Origin of the sequence: Nocardioides panacis (assembly GCF_019039255.1) — a bacterium.
GTDB lineage: Bacteria > Actinomycetota > Actinomycetes > Propionibacteriales > Nocardioidaceae > Nocardioides_B > Nocardioides_B panacis.
In genome coordinates this window covers 3,353,710-3,370,491 of record NZ_CP077062.1, presented here as the reverse complement: position 1 = coordinate 3,370,491, position 16,782 = coordinate 3,353,710, and the positions used below count along the sequence as shown (strand labels likewise).

General features: G+C 72.6%; 16 protein-coding genes and 1 pseudogene. 9 read left to right on the top strand and 8 right to left on the bottom strand.

The features are described from left to right. Positions 1-3 precede the first annotated feature (3 nt). Both KRR39_RS16475 and KRR39_RS16470 read left to right on the top strand, forming a co-directional pair. A complete protein-coding gene (locus KRR39_RS16475; protein WP_216938593.1) occupies positions 4-1,080 on the top strand; it encodes an NAD(P)H-binding protein in 1,077 nt (358 codons plus the stop codon). 4 nt (positions 1,081-1,084) lie between these two features. After that, the gene (locus KRR39_RS16470) at positions 1,085-1,831 is read left to right on the top strand and encodes a CPBP family intramembrane glutamic endopeptidase (RefSeq protein WP_254185195.1); all 747 of its coding nucleotides are present in this window, start codon (positions 1,085-1,087) and stop codon (positions 1,829-1,831) included. A gap of 7 nt (positions 1,832-1,838) precedes the next feature. Here the strand turns inward: KRR39_RS16470 and KRR39_RS25030 are convergent, their stop codons facing one another. From KRR39_RS25030 to KRR39_RS16450, 4 genes and pseudogenes are all read right to left on the bottom strand, one after another. Then, positions 1,839-2,636: a VWA domain-containing protein gene (locus tag KRR39_RS25030; protein ID WP_254185194.1), complete on the bottom strand. Its 798-nt coding sequence runs from the start codon at positions 2,634-2,636 to the stop codon at positions 1,839-1,841. A 137-nt stretch (positions 2,637-2,773) separates the two neighbouring features. Beyond that, a complete protein-coding gene (locus tag KRR39_RS16460) occupies positions 2,774-3,412 on the bottom strand; it encodes an AAA family ATPase (RefSeq protein WP_216938592.1) in 639 nt (212 codons plus the stop codon). 43 nt (positions 3,413-3,455) lie between these two features. Further along, positions 3,456-3,662, bottom strand: a pseudogene (locus KRR39_RS25670) (AAA family ATPase); the annotation flags it as partial. Between the two features lie 2 nt (positions 3,663-3,664). Then, positions 3,665-4,780, bottom strand: coding sequence for an NDMA-dependent alcohol dehydrogenase (locus tag KRR39_RS16450; RefSeq protein ID WP_216938591.1), 1,116 nt, complete (start codon positions 4,778-4,780; stop codon positions 3,665-3,667). A 242-nt stretch (positions 4,781-5,022) separates the two neighbouring features. Here KRR39_RS16450 and KRR39_RS16445 point away from each other — a divergent pair, with 242 nt between their 5' ends. Genes KRR39_RS16445 through larA form a run of 4 tightly spaced genes read left to right on the top strand, consistent with a single transcriptional unit; the run spans position 5,023 to position 9,664 of the window. Beyond that, the gene (locus tag KRR39_RS16445) at positions 5,023-6,252 is read left to right on the top strand and encodes an iron-containing alcohol dehydrogenase (RefSeq protein WP_216938590.1); all 1,230 of its coding nucleotides are present in this window, start codon (positions 5,023-5,025) and stop codon (positions 6,250-6,252) included. Positions 6,253-6,268: 16 nt separating this feature from the next. Continuing rightward, positions 6,269-7,681 (top strand): MadS family sensor histidine kinase, encoded by a 1,413-nt coding sequence (locus tag KRR39_RS16440; RefSeq protein ID WP_254185193.1) that lies wholly within the window; start codon positions 6,269-6,271, stop codon positions 7,679-7,681. Between the two features lies 1 nt (position 7,682). Then, positions 7,683-8,360 carry a MadR family response regulator transcription factor gene (locus KRR39_RS16435; protein WP_216938589.1) on the top strand — a complete coding sequence of 226 codons (678 nt, stop codon included), beginning with the start codon at positions 7,683-7,685 and terminating at the stop codon, positions 8,358-8,360. A 20-nt stretch (positions 8,361-8,380) separates the two neighbouring features. Continuing rightward, on the top strand, positions 8,381-9,664 hold the full coding sequence (gene larA / locus KRR39_RS16430; RefSeq protein WP_216938588.1) for a nickel-dependent lactate racemase: 1,284 nt from the start codon (positions 8,381-8,383) through the stop codon (positions 9,662-9,664). Here the strand turns inward: larA and mftM are convergent. The 4 genes from mftM to mdo form a co-directional block, all read right to left on the bottom strand. Next, on the bottom strand, positions 9,652-10,728 hold the full coding sequence (gene mftM / locus KRR39_RS16425) for a mycofactocin oligosaccharide methyltransferase MftM (protein WP_216938587.1): 1,077 nt from the start codon (positions 10,726-10,728) through the stop codon (positions 9,652-9,654). The two genes, larA and mftM, sit on opposite strands and share 13 nt — an antisense overlap. Next, complete coding sequence (locus tag KRR39_RS16420) at positions 10,725-12,254, bottom strand: VWA domain-containing protein (protein WP_216938586.1); 1,530 nt, start codon at positions 12,252-12,254, stop codon at positions 10,725-10,727. Before KRR39_RS16420 ends, mftM begins: the two co-directional genes overlap by 4 nt. A 5-nt stretch (positions 12,255-12,259) precedes the next feature. Next, complete coding sequence (locus KRR39_RS16415; protein WP_216938585.1) at positions 12,260-13,438, bottom strand: AAA family ATPase; 1,179 nt, start codon at positions 13,436-13,438, stop codon at positions 12,260-12,262. 197 nt (positions 13,439-13,635) lie between these two features. Then, positions 13,636-14,928: an NDMA-dependent methanol dehydrogenase gene (gene mdo, locus KRR39_RS16410; protein WP_216938584.1), complete on the bottom strand. Its 1,293-nt coding sequence runs from the start codon at positions 14,926-14,928 to the stop codon at positions 13,636-13,638. Positions 14,929-15,168: 240 nt separating this feature from the next. On the opposite strand from mdo, the gene mftA reads away from it, so the two are divergent. From mftA to mftC, 3 genes are read left to right on the top strand one after another with little or no spacing between them, the layout of a single operon-like run. Further along, positions 15,169-15,276: a mycofactocin precursor MftA gene (mftA, locus tag KRR39_RS16405; RefSeq protein ID WP_216938583.1), complete on the top strand. Its 108-nt coding sequence runs from the start codon at positions 15,169-15,171 to the stop codon at positions 15,274-15,276. Further along, on the top strand, positions 15,276-15,557 hold the full coding sequence (gene mftB / locus KRR39_RS16400; protein ID WP_254185192.1) for a mycofactocin biosynthesis chaperone MftB: 282 nt from the start codon (positions 15,276-15,278) through the stop codon (positions 15,555-15,557). The genes mftA and mftB overlap by 1 nt, the downstream gene beginning before the upstream one ends. Continuing rightward, on the top strand, positions 15,554-16,780 hold the full coding sequence (gene mftC / locus KRR39_RS16395) for a mycofactocin radical SAM maturase (RefSeq protein ID WP_216938582.1): 1,227 nt from the start codon (positions 15,554-15,556) through the stop codon (positions 16,778-16,780). Before mftB ends, mftC begins: the two co-directional genes overlap by 4 nt. Positions 16,781-16,782: the final 2 nt, after the last annotated feature.

Sequence of the window (16,782 nt, the reverse complement as noted above, 5' to 3'; positions counted from 1 at the left end):
CCCATGCGCGTTCTCGTCACCGGCGCCACCGGGTACGTCGGCTCCCGGCTGATCCCGACGCTCCTCGCCCAGGGGTACGACGTCGTGGCGGCCATCCGCAAGGAGGGCGACGTCGACGCCTTCGCGTGGGTCGACGACGTCGACACGACGCTGTTCGACATCGAGGAGCCCGACCTGGTCCGCTCCGCCGTCGCGGGCGTCGACGCGGTGTTCTACCTGGTGCACTCGATGGGTTCCGGGGACTTCGTCGCCAAGGACCGCGAGGCCGCGCAGCTCGTCGCCCGCTCCGCGGAGCAGGCGGGCGTCACCCGGCTGGTGTACCTCTCCGGCCTGGTCCCCGCCGGCGACCTGTCGGACCACCTGCGCTCGCGCCTCCAGGTCGAGGAGGTGTTCCTCGACGGGGCGGTGCCGGCCGTCGTGCTGCGCGCCGCGATGGTGATCGGCGCCGGCTCCACGTCCTTCGAGCTGCTGCGCCGGCTCAGCGAGCGGGTCCCGGTCACGCCGGTGCCGACCTGGATGCGCCGGCGGGTCCAGCCGGTCGCGGTCCAGGACGTGGTGCACCTGCTGGCCTGCGCGCTGCGCGGCGAGCCCCGCAACCGGCACTACGACGTCGGCGGCGAGGAGCAGGTGACCTACCCCGAGCTGCTGCGGCTGTTCGCCCGCGTCGCCGGGCTCCGGCGCCGCCAGGTGTTCGTGCCGCTCGTGCCGTCCGCCCTGGTCGGACGGGTGGTGTCGGCGATCACCGGGATGCCGCGCGGGACGGTCTCGGCGCTCGTGGAGAGCCTCGCGCACGACATGGTCTGCGAGGAGGACGACGCCCGCACCGAGCTGGCCGGCGGCGACCACACCTTCCTGCCGCTCGAGGAGGCGCTGCGCCGCTCGCTGAGCCCGGTGCCCGACGGCACCGAGCCGGACGCGGACCCGCAGGCCCCCGCGCCGACCGACCCCGGCTGGTCCGGCGGGTCGGTCACCGTGCGTGGCTCGCGGATCCTCCAGGCGCCCCGGACCGTGCTCGCCGCCGTGCTGCTCGGCGTCCGCACCCGCCGCGCCGAGCGCACCGAACCGGACCGGCTGGTCTGAGCGGGTGGGCGAAGGAGTGCGAGGCACGGGCACCGGACGCGGCGGGCTGCGCACCTCCGCCGAGCGTGCCCTGCGCGGCCTGCTGTGGGACAAGGTGCCGCGCAACCACCGGCAGGACCCGCGCCCCTTCCTGGTCCGTCGGGTGGTCACCGGTGTCTTCGTGGTGATCGGCGCGGTGGTGCTCGGCTGGTCGCTGCAGATCGAGGCCGGCGACTCGACGTTCTACGTCGCGACCCTGGTGCTGGCGTCGATCTGGACGATCGGCGCGTTCGCGTCCGGCCCGCTCTACCTCGGCCGGATCGCGCACCCGGAGCGGCACGACGACCTGCGCCGGCCCGTCGTGGGCGCGATCGTGCTCGGCCTGCTGCTCGCCGGCATCTTCGTGGTCGGGGCCCTGGTGGTGCGGGAGATCCCGCTCGTGGACCGGCAGATCTCCAGCGTCCTGAGCCACGCGAACGCCGGCGTCACCCCGATGCTGGTGCTGATCACGGTGGTGAACGGGATCGCCGAGGAGCTGTTCTTCCGCGGCGCGCTCTACGCCGCCGTACCCCGGCACCCGGTCGCGGTCAGCACCGTCGCCTACGTCGTCGCGACCCTGGCCACCGGCAACTTCATGCTGGCCTTCGCGGCGATCCTGCTGGGCGTCGTCACCGGCCTCGAGCGCCGGGCGTCCGGCGGCGTGCTGGCCCCGGTGCTCACCCACGTCACCTGGTCCACGGTGATGCTGTTCGCGCTGCCGCTGCTGTTCTGACCCGGCCTCACAGCAGGTCGCGCAGGAGCGCGGGGGCGCTGTCGGCCCCGTCGAGCTCGGCGCACCGGGCCCCGGCCGCCGCCGCGAACGCGTGCGCCTGCTCGGCGTCGTCGCGCGGGGCAAGCACCACCAGGTCCGGGACGGTGCGGGCCACCGGCAGCGGGTCCTCGTCGGTGTGCCGGCAGTCCGAGAGCAGCACCACGACCCGGCGCTGGGCCCGGGCCCCGGCCAGCTCGGCCGACGCCGCGCGCAGGGCGTCGGCCAGCTGGGTCACGCCGTGCCCGCGCAGCGCGAGGACCCGGTCGACGACGCTGGCCGCGGGGTCCTGACCGTGCAGGTGCCGCAGCGTGCGTACGTCGCCGGCGAACGCGATCACGGCGTGCTGGCCGGGGGCGCGCAGCGCGCAGGCCGCCGCCACCGTCGCGGCCACCGCGAGCCGCTCGCCGCTCATCGAGCCCGAGGCGTCGACCAGCAGGCACACCGCGAGGTCCTGGCGGCCCCAGTCCCGGGCGGCCAGCTCGTCGAGGTCGGCCGGCCGCCGCTCGCCGCGCGCGGTGAGGATCCCGTCCAGGGAGGCGTCGACGTCGAGGTCCCCGCCCTGGCCGGCCGGGACGAGCCGGGGCCGGGCGGTGCCGCTGCGCACCGGGCGTCCGGACCGCGACCGGTCGAGGACCAGCCGGGCCGCCAGCTTCCGGGCCCGGGCGCGCAGCGACTCGTCGGTGGCGTGCACCAGGTCGGCGACCAGCGCCAGCGTGCCGTCCGGGTCGGCGGCCAGCGCCCGGTCCAGGGCCTGCTCGTCGAGCACCCCGACCTCGGGGGAGACCTCGGCGAACCGGGCGTGCTTGGCCAGCGTCGACCGGCCGACGGTCCGGTTGCGCGACGCGTCCTGCTTGGGGTTGCTGCGCTGCTGGGGCCGGCCCGCCTGCTGGGGAGGAGGCGGGCTCAGGCTTCCCCCGGGTCGGACCCGCCGGGCTCCTCGTCGGACGGGGGCGGCCCGAAGACCGCCTCGTAGAGCTCGCGGACGACGTCCTCGGGACGCCGCCCGGCCGACTCGTGCATCCGGATCCGTCCCGACAGCGAGACCAGCGCCGCGTCCAGCCCGGCGTGCCAGTCCCCGGGAGCCACGCCGCGCATCGACCAGAGCCGGCCGGCGATCGCGACGATGTCGATGGCGCCGCGCACCGAGGAGCCGATCCGGACGTCCGGGTGCGAGCGGGTACGACGGACCAGCTCGACGACCAGCGCACGCCAGTCGTCGGCCACCCCGGCGGCGGGGGCCCGCAGCGCGACGATCTGCGCCTCGGTCGCCGCGGACTGGTAGTCCATCGAGATCCGGCAGGTGCGGTCGTAGATCGCCGAGGAGATCCGCTCGGTGCCGACCGCGTCGAACGGGTTCATCGCCGCGACCAGCCGGAAGCCCGCCTCGGCGTGCACCAGCCCGAGCCGGGGGACCGTCAGCTCGGCCTCCGACATCACCGTGATCAGGACGTTCAGCGTTTCCTCCGGGACCCGGTTGATCTCCTCGACGTACAGCAGGCCGCCGGCGCGCATCGCCAGCACCAGCGGGCCGTCGACGAACACGTCGGGGGGAGTAGCCCTGCGCGAGGACCTGCGCCGGGTCGAAGTGCCCGACCAGCCGCGCGGGCGTGAGCTCGGCGTTGCCCTCGACGAGGTGGAACGGCGCCGAGCGGGCCGTGGAGACGGCCCGCAGCAGCGTCGACTTGCCCGTCCCTGGCGGGCCCTCGAGGAGGACGTGCGCACCGCCGTCCAGCGCGGCGGTGAGCAGCTCGACCTCGCGGGCCCGGTCCAGGACGGGTCCGGGAGCGACCAAGATCAGTTGTGCGAGTGCACGACGACGCCGCGCACGTTCTTGCCCGCGAGCAGGTCGTCGTACCCCTCCTGGACCTGGTCCAGGGTGTAGGTGCGGGTGATGATCTCGTCGAGCTTGAGGTCGCCGGACTGGTAGAGCCCGAGGATCTTCGGGATGTCGACGGTCGGGTTGCAGTCGCCGAACAGGCTGCCCTTGAGCGACTTGCGGTAGAGCGTCATCACGGTGCCGGGCAGCTGGATGTTCGGCTCCATGACCTTGTTCAGGCCGGTCAGCACGACCACGCCGCCCTTGCCGACCGCGTTGAAGCCGCCGGTCACGATCTCGGTGGTCATCAGGCCCGGGGTGAGGATCGCGGAGTCGGCCATCTGGCCGCGGGTCAGGTCGGTGATCACCTCCTGTGCCTCCTCGACGGTGGCGAACGCGTGCGTGGCGCCGAGCTCCATCGCCTTCTCGCGCTTGTTCTCCAGCGGGTCGACGGCCACGACGTACTTCGCGCCGGCGTACCGCGCGCCCTGGACGGCGTTGATGCCGATGCCGCCGATCCCGGAGACCATCACGGTCTGGCCGGGCCGGACGTTCGCGGTGTTCACCGCGGCGCCCCAGCCGGTGGGCACGCCGCAGCCGACGAGCACCGCCTTCTCCAGCGGCAGGTCGTCGTCGACCTTGACCGCGGAGTTCTGGTGGATGACGCCGTACTGGCTGAAGGTGCCGAGCATGCACATCGCGCCGTAGTTGCCGCGCGGGCCGGTGAACGGGAAGCGCTCGCCGGGCAGGTAGCCCTCCAAGATGGTGGCGCCCATGTCGCAGATCGACTGCTGGCCGCTCGCGCAGTAGCGGCAGGTGCCGCAGTTCGGGATGAACGAGCAGACCACGTGGTCGCCGGCCTTGACCCGGGTGACGCCCGGGCCCACCTCCTCGATGATCCCGGCGCCCTCGTGGCCGAGCACCATCGGCAACCGGGCCTCGAGGTCGCCGTGCGCCACGTGCACGTCGGAGTGGCACAGCCCGGCGTGGGTGTAGCGGATCAGCACCTCGCCCTCCTTGGGCCCGTCGAGGTCCAGCTCCTCGATCTCGATGGGCTTGCCCGCTTCGTACACGACGGCTGCGGTGGTCTTCATGGGCTGCTCCTCGCAAGCACAGGGGAGGTCGTCTCGACCGGTCCTCGCAGTCTGGTCCCGCCTGGTGGACGACGCACCTACCCGTCCGGTCAGGTGGGTGCCCCTCGGCGGACGGGGGACCCGGCCCGCACCGCCACCTACCGTGTGGCCATCGGCGTACGACGATGGCGCCGGCGGCGGGCGCGCGTCACGGCGCACCGGTGCCGGTGTCGCCCACCCGCGTGTAGTTTGGAGGCGTCTTGATGGGAGGCGCCGTGCAGTCGATCGCGGAACCAGACCTGCCGACCCAGCGCGACGACGAGCCCCAGCCCCCGGCTCCCCGTCCCCCGCTGGTCAAGTTCCACGCCCCCGAGGTCGTGTTCGGCCTCGGCTCGCTCGGCGAGGCCGGCTTCTCCGCCGCCCGTCTCGGGGCCCGCAGACCGATGGTCGTCACCGACCCCGGCATCATCGAGGCCGGCTGGTGCGACGAGCTCCTCGGCCACCTTCGGGAGGCCCGGCTGGCCCCGGTGGTCTGGTCCGCCGTCACGCCGAACCCCAAGGACCACGAGATCCACGCCGCCTACGAGCGGTACGTCGAGCAGGGCTGCGACGTCCTGATCGCGCTCGGCGGCGGTTCGTGCATCGACGCGGCCAAGGGCGTGGCGATCCTGTCCGGCAACGGCGGCCGGATCCTGGACTACGGCGGCGTCGACCTGGTCGCCAAGCCGATCCCGCCGCTGCTGATGATCCCCAGCACGTCCGGCACCGGCGCCGACGTCTCCCAGTTCTGCATCGTCACCGACACCGAGCGGTCGGTGAAGATCACCATCATGGGCCGGGCCCTGGTGCCGGACATCTCGATCACCGACCCGCGGCTGCTGATGACGATGCCGGAGTGGCTGAACGCCGCGACCGGACTGGACGCGCTCACCCACGGCATCGAGTCGTTCGTGTCGCTGGCCCACAACCCGCTGGCCGACATCCACGCCCTGAACGCCGTCGGCCTGGTCTGCGCGAACCTGCGCACCACGATCCTGCGTCCCACGGAGGAGGCCGCGCGCTCCAAGATGGCGCAGGCCAGCCTCAACGCGGGGCTCGCGTTCACCAACGCGATCCTCGGCGCCACCCACGCGATGAGCCACCAGGTCGGCGGGCTGCTCGACGCCCCGCACGGGGTGGTCAACGGGGTGCTGCTGCCGCACGTGATCCGTTACAACGCCCAGGAGAGCCCCGAGCGGTTCGTCGAGCTGGCCCGGTCCGCCGGCCTGCAGGTCGACGGGGTGCCGGCGGGCGAGGCGGCTGAGATGCTCGCCGTGCACGTGCGCGAGCTGGCCGACGACGTCGGCGTACCCCGGGGCCTGCGGGAGCTCGGCGTCGACGAGAGCGCGATCCCGCGCCTCGCGCTGAACACCCTCGACGACGCGTGCCTGACGACCAACCCTCGGGCGGCGTCCTCCGGCGACGTGGAGAAGCTCTTCCTGGCGGCACTCTGATGCCGCTGACGCCCCGATGAGCCCCCGTCGCCAGCGCATCGACCTGGCCACCCTCACCGGGGTGCGCTCCGGCAAGACGTCCTACTACCGCGCCTACGTCCGCTCCGACGAGCGGATGCAGCACGCGGTGCGCGCGATGGACTCGATCTCCCGGGCGCTGGTGCGCACCGTCGAGGGCCCCCGCGGGCTGCTCGAGGAGGTGGTCCGGGCCGCGGCCGCGCACCTGAACGCCGAGTGGACGGTGCTGGCGCTCTCCGACGGCCACCTGCGCGGCGCCCGGCCGCGCTTCCTGGCCTCCGACGCGCACGGCGACATCACCGTGGACGAGGACGACCTGCCCACCCCGGTCAAGCTCGAGCTCGAGTCGATCCGGGCCGGGCACACCCGGCCGGTGATCGAGAAGAACGGCTGGATCCGGGTGCCGATGACCCTCGAGGGCCGCACGGTGGGCAGCCTGGTCGCCCAGCACCGGCTCCAGGTCGACCCCGAGCCCGGCGACCTGTCGGTGCTGCGGATCCTGGCCAACCAGGCCGCGGTCTCGTTGCACACCTCCGAGCAGTACCAGGCCGGCCTGGCCCTGCACCGCCGCGCCCAGCACCTGTACGACGAGGCCACCGCCCAGGCCCGCAACCTCGCGGACCGGACCGCCGAGCTGCGCCAGGTCGAGGAGCGGCTGCTGCTGGCCCACCAGCGCGAGCTGATCGACGGCGAGCGGCACCGGATCGCCCGCGAGCTGCACGACAGCGTCACCCAGTACGTCCTCTCCGCCGGGATGGCGGTGGAGATCGCCCGCGGCGAGGCGGAGGCGCTGGGACGGCCGGGGTCCTCGATCCTGGCCCGGCTGGCGACCGCCAAGAAACTGTCGCAGGACGCCGTCGAGCAGCTCCGCCGGGCGATCTACGCGCTGCACCAGCCGCACCGCGACACGGTCTCCACGCTGCCCGAGCTGCTCCACGAGGTCGCCCACCAGCACAAGCCGCACCTGCAGGTGCAGCTGCGCGTCGAGGGGGACGTGATCCGGCTGCCCAACGACGCCGACCACGAGATCGCCCGGACCGTGGGCGAGGCGCTGTTCAACGTGGCCACCCACGCGCAGGCGACCCGGGCGATCGTCCGGCTGCGCTACCGGCCCGACCAGATGACCGTGTCCGTGGCCGACGACGGCGAGGGCGACCCCACCGACCTGAGCCGCAAGCTGCGGCTCGAGCGCGCCACCATGGTCGACGGACGGCACCGCGGCCTGGTCAACATGGAGAGCCGGATCGCCGACCTCGGCGGCAGCCTGGCGTTCCGCCGCGCCCGGCTCGGCGGCGTCCGCGTCGAGATGCGCATCCCGCTCCCGCTGACCCTGACCCCTCCGGGCCTGGTCACCGAGCTCGTCGGCGACCCCGTCGACGAGCACCGCGACACCGACCAGTTGGAGGCCTGACATGGCCACGCTCGCCCCGTCCCAGCGAAGTGCCCGTAGCGACGTCGTGGGCATCATGCTCGTCGACGACCACGCGATCGTCCGGCAGGGCCTGCGCTCGATCCTGGAGCGCGAGGACGACCTGCGGGTCGTCGCCGAGGCGTCCAGCGCCAGCGAGGCGCTCGCCGTCGTCGGCCGCGCGGACCCGCAGATCGTGCTGCTCGACCTCAAGCTCTCCACGTCCTCCGACAGCGAGGGCCTCGAGCTCTGCCAGGAGCTGACCGGCAAGCACCCCGAGATCGGGGTGCTGGTGCTGACCACGTTCCTCGACGAGCACCTGGTGCTGCAGGCCATCCGCGCCGGCGCCCGCGGGTACGTCGTCAAGGACGTCGACACCTCCGCGCTGATCCGGGCGATCCGCGACGTGTCCCGCGGCGAGAGCGCGTTCGACGCCCGCAGCGCCGCCGCCATGGTCCGCGGCCTGAACGCCCCGCCGGTGGAGGAGACCAAGCAGCTGACCGCCCGCGAGCGCGAGGTGCTCAGCCTGCTCGCCCGCGGCCTGTCCAACCGCGACATCGGCGCCCGGCTCTACATCTCCGAGACGACCGCGAAGTTCCACGTCGGGAACATCCTGCGCAAGCTCGGCGTCTCCCGCCGCGCGGAGGCGGTCTACGAGGCCAGCAAGCTCGGGGTCATCTGAGCCGTGCAAGGGTGGAGAGCATGACTCGGGACACGGTGACCGTCCGGCTGGCCTACGGCGAGAGCGGGCTGGAGGTCGAGCTGCCCGCGGACCGTACGACGGTCGTGGAGCCGACCTACGTCGAGGCGGCCGAGGACCAGGCGGGGCTGCTGCGCGACGCGTTGCGGAACCCCGTCGACGGCCCGCCGCTGCGCGAGCTGGTGAAGCCGGGCCAGACGGTCGCGATCTCGATGTGCGACGGCACCCGCCCGCAGCCCCGGCACCTGATGATCCCGGCGGTCCTCGACGAGCTCGACGGCATCGTGTCGCCCGACGACGTCGTCGTGCTGGTCGCGACCGGCACGCACCGGGGCAACAGCGACGCGGAGGTCCGGCAGATGCTCGGCGACGCCGCCGACCGGGTCCGGGTGGTCAACCACGACGCCCGCGACGACGCGTCGCTGGTGTGGCTGGGGCGGCACGGCCGCGACGTACCCGTCTTCCTGAACCGGCTCTGGGTCGAGGCCGACGTGCGGATCACCACCGGCTTCGTCGAGCCGCACTTCTTCGCCGGCTTCAGCGGCGGCCCCAAGCTGGTCGCGCCCGGCCTCGCGGGGCTCGAGACCGTGCTGACGCTGCACGACGCCCGACGGATCGGCGACCCGCGCGCGACCTGGGCGGTGGTCGAGGGCAACCCGGTGCACGACGACATCCGGGCCGTGGTCGCGGCGGTCGGCAAGGTCGACTTCGGGCTCGACGTGGTGCTCAACCGCGAGCAGCGCATCGTCGAGGCGTTCGGCGGCACGCTGTCCGCGATGCACGCGGCCGCCCGGGCGGCGTCGCAGCGGCTGGCGATGCAGCCCGTGCCGGCGCTGTTCGACGTCGTGGTCACCACCAACGCGGGCTTCCCGCTCGACCAGAACCTCTACCAGGCGGTGAAGGGCATGTCGGCGGGCATGACGGTGGTGAAGCGCGGCGGCACGATCGTCTGCGCGGCCGAGTGCCGCGACGGGTTCCCCGACCACGGCTCCTACCGCGAGGTGCTCGCCTCGGAGGCCTCCCCGCAGGCGCTGCTCGCGACCATCGCGGCCCGCGAGCGCACCGTCCCCGACCAGTGGCAGGTCCAGGTGCAGGCCAAGGTGCAGTCGCACGCCGACGTGGTCGTGCGCTCCTCCTACCTGTCCGCCGCCGACCTCGCCACCGCGCACCTCGGGCACACCGAGGACGTCGCGGAGACGGTGCTCGAGGCGCTGCACCGAGGTGGTCCCGACGCCCGCGTCTGCGTCCTCCCCGAAGGCCCCCAGACCATCCCCTACGTAGCCTGACCCGGCGCCTCTGGCGCCCAAACCCCCGCCCACCCGGCGCCTTTGGTTGCCGGAACCCCGCCCACCCGGCGCCTTTGGCGGCGGTGGCGGGCAGGAGCGCGACCAGAGTCGCCGGGTCGGCGGGTTCTCGGCCGCCGGAGGCGCCGGGTCAGGGGGCGTCGATGACCAGCCAGCCGCCGTGGAACTCGTGCACGTCGTAGGGGCGGCCGGTGCTGCGGCCCCAGCGGTGCAGGTCGTCGAGGCTCACCGTGCGCACGTGCCCGTAGGTCTCGTTGGCCTCGTCCTCCAGGGGGTACGGCGATCACCACCCGCCGCGCGGCCAGGCGCAGCGCCTCGGCGACCACCTGGCTGCCGTGGCCGGGCTCGAGGTGCTCGAGCAGGTGGATCGCCAACACCGTGTCGGCGCACCCGTCCTCGGCCGGGAACCGTGCCGCGTCGGCGGTCTCGGTGGTGAGACGCAGCCCCAGCCGCGGGGCGATGCTGGCGAGCAGCTGCACCGTCCCGGGCGAGACGTCGGAGGCCTTCGTCGTCCGCCCGGTGGCGGCGATCCGCAGCGCGAGGAAGCCGAAGCAGCAGCCGAGCTCCAGCACCGAGCCGGGCGCCAGCAGCTCCAGCACGTGGTCGTGCACCGGGGCGTAGCCCGCGATCGAGCCGTGCGAGCCCCGCGGGCCGTCCGCCGTGGCTGCCGGCCCGGCGTCCGCGAGACGGCGCAGCGTGTTGCGGTAGAACAGCTCCCAGCTGTCCAGCGGGTCCGGCGCACTCGTGCGTACGACGCCGGTGAACACCCGCTCGAAGAGGTCGGCGCCGCGCAGCCAGCCCGGCCCGAACAGCTCGTCCTGGAGCAGCCCGGCCAGGTCGTCGTCGACGGCCTCGGCGGGGACGACGTGGGTGACGTGCGCCCGCCCGTCCCGCGGGGTCAGGTCGAAGTGCCCCGTGCGGACCGTCCGACCGGTGGCCGGCCGGCGCGCGCCGTGCGCGGCCTCGACGACCACGAGCGGGTCCTCGTAGCGGCCCCCCACGGTCGGGGTCAGCGGGTCGATCGGCGCGACCACGTCGCTGGTCATCCGCCGCCCCCCGACATCGAGGTGGTCGCCTTCTCCAGCCCGTGCAGGTTGCGGACCACCTGCACCCGGTCGCAGTACTCCTCGTAGGCCGGCAGGTCGCACCGGCCGAGCCCCCAGGAGTAGCGCGGCTCGGGGGTGAGCCACACGGTCTGCCGGGCCCGCCGGGCGAGCTCCTCGAACACCGGCACCCGCGGGTCGTTGCCGTTGCCGCGGCCGTCGCCGAGCACCAGCAGCGTCGTACGACGGGTGACGGCCGAGCCGTACTGCTCGAGGAACTGCTCGAAGGCGGTGCCGTAGTCGGAGTCCGCGTCGACGTCGAGCATCCCGCCGGCGGGGGACCCGGCGAGCACCAGCGACAGCGCGTCCTCGATCCGGTGCTCGGCGAACAGGTCGGTGATCTCGACCATGTCCTTGACGAACGCGAAGCTGCGCACCTGGGCGGCGACGGACTGCAGGCTGTGCACGAGGTGCAGCGTGAAGCGGGCGGTGTTGCGGACCGAGAGCGAGACGTCGCACAGCACCAGCAGCCGCGGCCGGTCCTCGACCTTGCGCACCGTCACCGGGCGGAACGGCACCCCGTCGTACTTCATGTTCGCGCGCATCGTGCGCCGTCCGTCGACCACGCCCTGCGCGGCGATCGCGCGCTTGGGACGCGGCGCGCCGTGCAGGCTGCGCAGCAGCCGGCGCAGCGACTCCTCGAGGTCGGCGCGCTCGGCCTCGTCGAGGGTCTCGGCACGGGCCGCCTCGATCTGCCGGGTCTCGATCTCCTTCTCCACCGACAGCAGCCGCTGGAGGTGGTCGCGCAGCCGCTCGGGGAGGCCGGCGAGCAGCGGCGCGAGGGCGGCGCGTAGGGCGGCGATGTTCTCCGGTACGTCGATGTCGGCCTCGTCGGGCAGGTTGTCGGCCAGCCAGTCGAACAGCGCCATCTCCTCGGCGACGCTCAGCTCGGTGTCGATCTCCAGCCCCGGGCTCGCGGTCAGGTCGCCGGGGTTGCCCGGGTTGCGCATGCGGTTGGTGGACAGCTGCACCCGGGCCGCCTCGCCCCGGCTGTCCTTGGTGTCGTTCGACAGCACGATCTCGTCGGTGAGCGCGGACATGTCGAGGCGGTTGGCCTCCTGGTGCAGGTTGTACTGCTGGGCCATGTCCTCGGGGTCGAAGTACTCCTTCAGGTCGCTGGGCTTGCCGTGCGAGTGGCCCTGCTCGGGGTTGTCGCCGGGGTTGTCGGAGAGCGTGAACTGCTCGAGCTCGCCGTCGTCGGACAGGTCGTCGTGGGCGTGGGAGTGGCCCTCCTCCTCGGCGGGCACGACCGCCCTGAGCCCGAAGAACCGGTCGAAGACCCGGTCGAAGGTCTCCACGTCGCGGCGGTCCTTGACCAGGGTCGCGGTCAGCGCCGAGCGCAGCAGCTCCCGCTCGGCGAGCACGCCGGGCTGCGCGGTCGCGTGCATGGCGTCGATCGCCTCCGAGACGCTGACGCGCATCCCGCTCAGCCGTAGCAGCCGGACGAACCGGTGCAGTGCTCCCTCCACCTAGCTCACCTCCCGCCCCTCGGTGCCGTGGTCACACCGGCCGCTTGCGGGCGCCGCGCGCGAACGACCGCTGGCCCTTCTCGGCGCTGACCGAGGTGCGGACCGCCGGCCCGCCGCCGGGGGGCGCCGTAGTAGTTCTCGTCGTGCCGGCCCGGCTCGTCCTTGGCGGCCCGCTTGGCGCGGCCGTCCACGTCGCCGTCGTCGTGGCTGTGCCCGTGGCCGTGGCCGTGGCCGTGACCGCCCACGGAGTCCGGGACGGTGGCGTTCGGGTCGACCAGGCGGGGCAGCGCCTCGGTCGCCCGGCGCAGGTCGCGCTCGTACTTCACGACCACGTTGAGGGTCTGGCCGAGGACCTCGCCGTCGAGCTCGCTGACCCCGAGGACCGCGAGCGTGCGGGCCCAGTCGATGGTCTCGGAGATGCTCGGCGCCTTGCGCAGCTCCAGCTCGCGCAAACCGCGGACGATCTCGACGAGCCGGACCGCGAGCGCCTCGGGCAGCCCGGTGTCCTTGGAGCGGACGATCGCCAGCTCGCGCTCGGCGGTCGGGTAGTCCAGGAACATGTGCAGGCAGCGCCGCTTGAGCGCCGCCGACAGGTCGCGGGTGTTGTTGGAGGTCAGGACGACGTACGGCAGCACCTTCGCCGTGACCGTGCCGATCTCGGGGATCGAGATCTGCCACTCCGACAGGAGCTCGAGCAGCACCGCCTCGAGGGCCTCGTCGGCGCGGTCCACCTCGTCGATCAGGAGTACGACGGGCTGCTCGGAGGTGATGGCCTCCAGGAGCGGCCGGGGTGCCAGGAAGCGCTCGGAGAAGAACACGCTGTCCTGCTTGGCGATCCGCTCGACGGCCTCGTTGAGGTCGACGGCGTCCTCGACGACCTGGCCGATCTTCTCGCGCAGGATCTGGGTGTAGAGCAGCTGCTTGCCGTAGTCCCACTCGTAGAGCGCCTTGGACTCGTCCTGACCCTCGTAGCACTGCAGCCGCAGCAGCCGGCGCCCGGTGGCCTGGGCCAGCGTGGTGGCCAGCTGGGTCTTGCCGACGCCGGCCGGCCCCTCGAGCAGCAGCGGCTTGCCGAGCCGGGACTGCAGGAACACCGTGGTGGCGAGCCGGTCGTCGGACAGGTAGCCGAACTCGGCGAGCTGGTCCTTGGTGGCTGCCACGTCGGCGAAGTCGTCGTCGGTCACGGTGCTCCTTCGTGGGTGCGGGTGCTGTGCGTCGTCTCTCCACTGTCCCCCCCGTGGACCGTGCCCCGACAACGGTGACGAAGAGTGACCTTCCGGTCACGTCCGGTCACCGTCGTCGGAGCACACGGGTGCGAGGGGTGGTGCTGGCAGTGCTGGTGGTGCGGGTGGTGCGGGCCCGTGGGTGACGGGTGGACTGGTCAGCCGAGCAGGTCGTCCAGGTCGCCGTTCATGCAGTGGTCCACGACGGGACGCACGGTCTCGAACGTGCACTCCTTGGCGTTGCCCGGGGTGCAGGCGTCGCCGAGCACGTGCTTGGTGATCCGGTCGACGTCGGCGTCGTCGCCGGTGATCACCTTGGAGTTCTCGTAGAACTTCGTCGGGCCCTGCCCGAGCCGGTTCTTGGAGTAGCTGTCGGCGGTCACGTCGGTGAACTTCTCGGTGATGCCCACGTCGCGCAGCAGCCGGATCGCCGCAGCGAGCGCGGCCTCGGCGGCCTGCACGTCGTTCATGCCGTGCGTGTCGATGTCCATCGCCCGGGCGATGTCGGCGAACCGCTTGTAGGCGACCGGCATGTTGAACGCCCACACGCGGGGCAGCGCGACGGCGTTGTTCAGGCCGTGGTGGGTGTCGTAGAACGCGCTGACCGCGTGCGAGATCGAGTGGATGATCCCGAGACCGCCGGAGTTGAACGCCTGGGCGGCGATGTACTGCGCGTACATCATGCCCTCGCGGCCGGCGAGGTCCTCGCCGTTCCAGACGGCCGCCCGGAGGTTCTCGTTGGTCAGCTTGATCGCGTGCAGCGCGTTGCCCAGCGAGGGCTGGAAGTTCAGCCTGGAGACGTAGGGCTCGCTGGCGTGCGCCAGGACGTCGAAGCCGCACTGCGCGGTGTAGTCGATCGGGCACGAGTAGTAGAGCACCGGGTCGTCGATCGCCAGGGTCGTCACCGAGGCGTCGTCGAAGGCGACGTACTTGTGCGGGTTGTCCGGGTCCGTCGTGGTGTCGGTGATGACGTAGGCCCACGAGGTCTCCGAGCCGGTGCCGGCCGTCGTGGACACCGCGATGTGCGGCGGGTTCTTCGGGTTCTCGGACATGTTGAAGCCCTCGAACTCGTTCACGTTGCGGCCGTCGTGCGCGACCGAGACGCGGGCGCCCTTGCAGGCGTCGTGCGAGGAGCCGCCGCCGATCGAGACGAACGAGTCGCAGGCGTTCTCGTTGTAGAGACCGACCGCGTCCATGACGTTGTAGTCCTTGGGGTTGGACTCGACCTTGTCGTAGACCACGACGTCGAGGCCGTGGTACTTCATCGACTCCACGATCTTGTGCACGATGTCCGAGCCGCGCAGGCCGGACGTCATCACCAGGGTCTTCTTGAACCCCAGCTTGAGTGCCTCCGGCCCGATCATCTCGTGGGCACCGGGACCCATCAGGGCCCGCGGGAACGGGTGGAACTCCTTGATCGGGAACGGTTTGAGTAGCTCGTCAACCTGCATCCTGGCCTCCTGCGGGGCGGTTCGTCTGGTCGTTGCGAACGTAGGAGCCAGGTGGGCCGAGGCACAGACGAGGATCGGGAAACGGCCCGTCGGTCCCGTCCCGGTGCTGTCCGGACGTGGGGTCGTACCTCTCCTCCCGGACAGGTATCCCGCGTCCTGCCGAGGGGTGTGGACCCCGGGGTCGCGCACCTAGCGTGAGGTCACCGGTTCCACCCAGCTGACCAGAGAGAGCGGTGCCCCATGACCGACCCCCAGCCCCAGGCCGACACCACCACCCCCGAGGCCGACCTCGCCGAGACCGCGCTGGTCGAAGAGGTGTCCATCGACGGGATGTGCGGCGTCTACTGATGCCGACCTCCACCATGCTCGCCGAGCAGTGGCGGCTGGACGGCTCGGTGGCGCTGCGCCCCGAGCCGTTCGGCGCGCTCGCCTACCACTTCGGCACCCGCAAGCTCAGCTTCCTCAAGACCCCCGAGCTCGTCGACGTCGTCCGGCGCCTCGAGCAGAGCCCGTCGGTCGAGGCGGCCCTCACCGACGCCGGCGTGCCCGAGCCGCACTGGCCGGCGTACGTCGCCGCGCTGGAGGGTCTCGCGACCGGCGGCATGATCAGCAGGAGGGACCCCGCATGACGATCCTCGCCCAACGACCCGCCTCGCCGCCGCCCGCTCCGGGCCGGCTGATCGACCAGTTCGAGAAGGGCCTGGACGCGCCGATCTGCCTGACCTGGGAGCTGACCTACGCCTGCAACCTGGCGTGCGTGCACTGCCTGAGCTCCTCCGGACGGCGCGACCCCGACGAGCTGTCCACCGACGAGTGCAAGGCGCTCATCGACGAGTTCGAGCGGATGCAGATCTTCTACGTCAACATCGGCGGCGGCGAGCCCACCGTGCGGCCGGACTTCTGGGAGCTGCTCGACTACGCCGTGGACCACCACGTCGGCGTGAAGTTCTCCACCAACGGGTTCCGGATCACCCCGGAGCGGGCCGCCAAGCTCGCGGCGACCGACTACGTCGACGTACAGATCTCGCTGGACGGCGCGACCGCCGAGGTCAACGACCACGTCCGCGGCGCCGGCACCTACGACGCCGCGATGCGGGCGATGGCCAACCTCCAGGCGGCCGGCATGAAGGACTTCAAGATGTCGGTGGTCTGCACCCGGCACAACATCGGCCAGCTCGACGACTTCAAGGCCATCGCCGACCGGTACGGCGCCCAGCTGCGGCTGACCCGGCTGCGCCCCTCGGGTCGCGGGGCGGACGTGTGGGAGGAGCTGCACCCGCTCCCGGAGCAACAGCGCGAGCTCTACGACTGGCTGATCGCCAACGGCGACCAGGTGCTCACCGGCGACTCGTTCTTCCACCTCTCCGCCTACGGAGAGGCGCTGCCCGGCCTGAACCTCTGCGGCGCGGGCCGGGTGGTCTGCCTGGTCGACCCGGTCGGCGACGTCTACGCCTGCCCGTTCGCGATCCACGACCGGTTCAAGGCCGGCAACGTGCGCGACACCCCGGGTGCGGTGACCGACTTCGACACCGTGTGGAAGCACTCCGAGCTGTTCACCGAGCTGCGCAGCCCGCAGACCGGCGGCGCGTGCACGAAGTGCTCGGCCTACGACTCGTGCCGGGGCGGCTGCATGGCGGCGAAGTTCTTCACCGGCCTGCCGCTCGACGGCCCGGACCCCGAGTGCGTGAAGGGCAACGCCGGCGAGGTGGTGGTCGAGCGACCGCAGTCCTCCGGCGACCACTCGCACACCGGGACGGTCCGCAACGCGCCGGTGCCGCTGACGCTGACCCGCCGTCCGCCCGACAAGGCCTGCGACGAGAACCCGCTCGCCGGCCTGCGCGCGGGAAGCTGAGG

Coding starts and splice junctions, on each gene's coding strand:
- KRR39_RS16475 (WP_216938593.1), top strand. CDS start 4: ATGCGCGTTCTCGTCACCGGCGCCACCGGGTACGTCGGCTCCCGGCTG.
- KRR39_RS16450 (WP_216938591.1), bottom strand. CDS start 4,780: ATGAAGACCACCGCAGCCGTCGTGTACGAAGCGGGCAAGCCCATCGAG.
- KRR39_RS16445 (WP_216938590.1), top strand. CDS start 5,023: ATGGGAGGCGCCGTGCAGTCGATCGCGGAACCAGACCTGCCGACCCAG.
- KRR39_RS16440 (WP_254185193.1), top strand. CDS start 6,269: ATGAGCCCCCGTCGCCAGCGCATCGACCTGGCCACCCTCACCGGGGTG.
- KRR39_RS16435 (WP_216938589.1), top strand. CDS start 7,683: ATGGCCACGCTCGCCCCGTCCCAGCGAAGTGCCCGTAGCGACGTCGTG.
- larA (WP_216938588.1), top strand. CDS start 8,381: ATGACTCGGGACACGGTGACCGTCCGGCTGGCCTACGGCGAGAGCGGG.
- mftM (WP_216938587.1), bottom strand. CDS start 10,728: ATGACCAGCGACGTGGTCGCGCCGATCGACCCGCTGACCCCGACCGTG.
- mdo (WP_216938584.1), bottom strand. CDS start 14,928: ATGCAGGTTGACGAGCTACTCAAACCGTTCCCGATCAAGGAGTTCCAC.
- mftA (WP_216938583.1), top strand. CDS start 15,169: ATGACCGACCCCCAGCCCCAGGCCGACACCACCACCCCCGAGGCCGAC.
- mftB (WP_254185192.1), top strand. CDS start 15,276: ATGCCGACCTCCACCATGCTCGCCGAGCAGTGGCGGCTGGACGGCTCG.
- mftC (WP_216938582.1), top strand. CDS start 15,554: ATGACGATCCTCGCCCAACGACCCGCCTCGCCGCCGCCCGCTCCGGGC.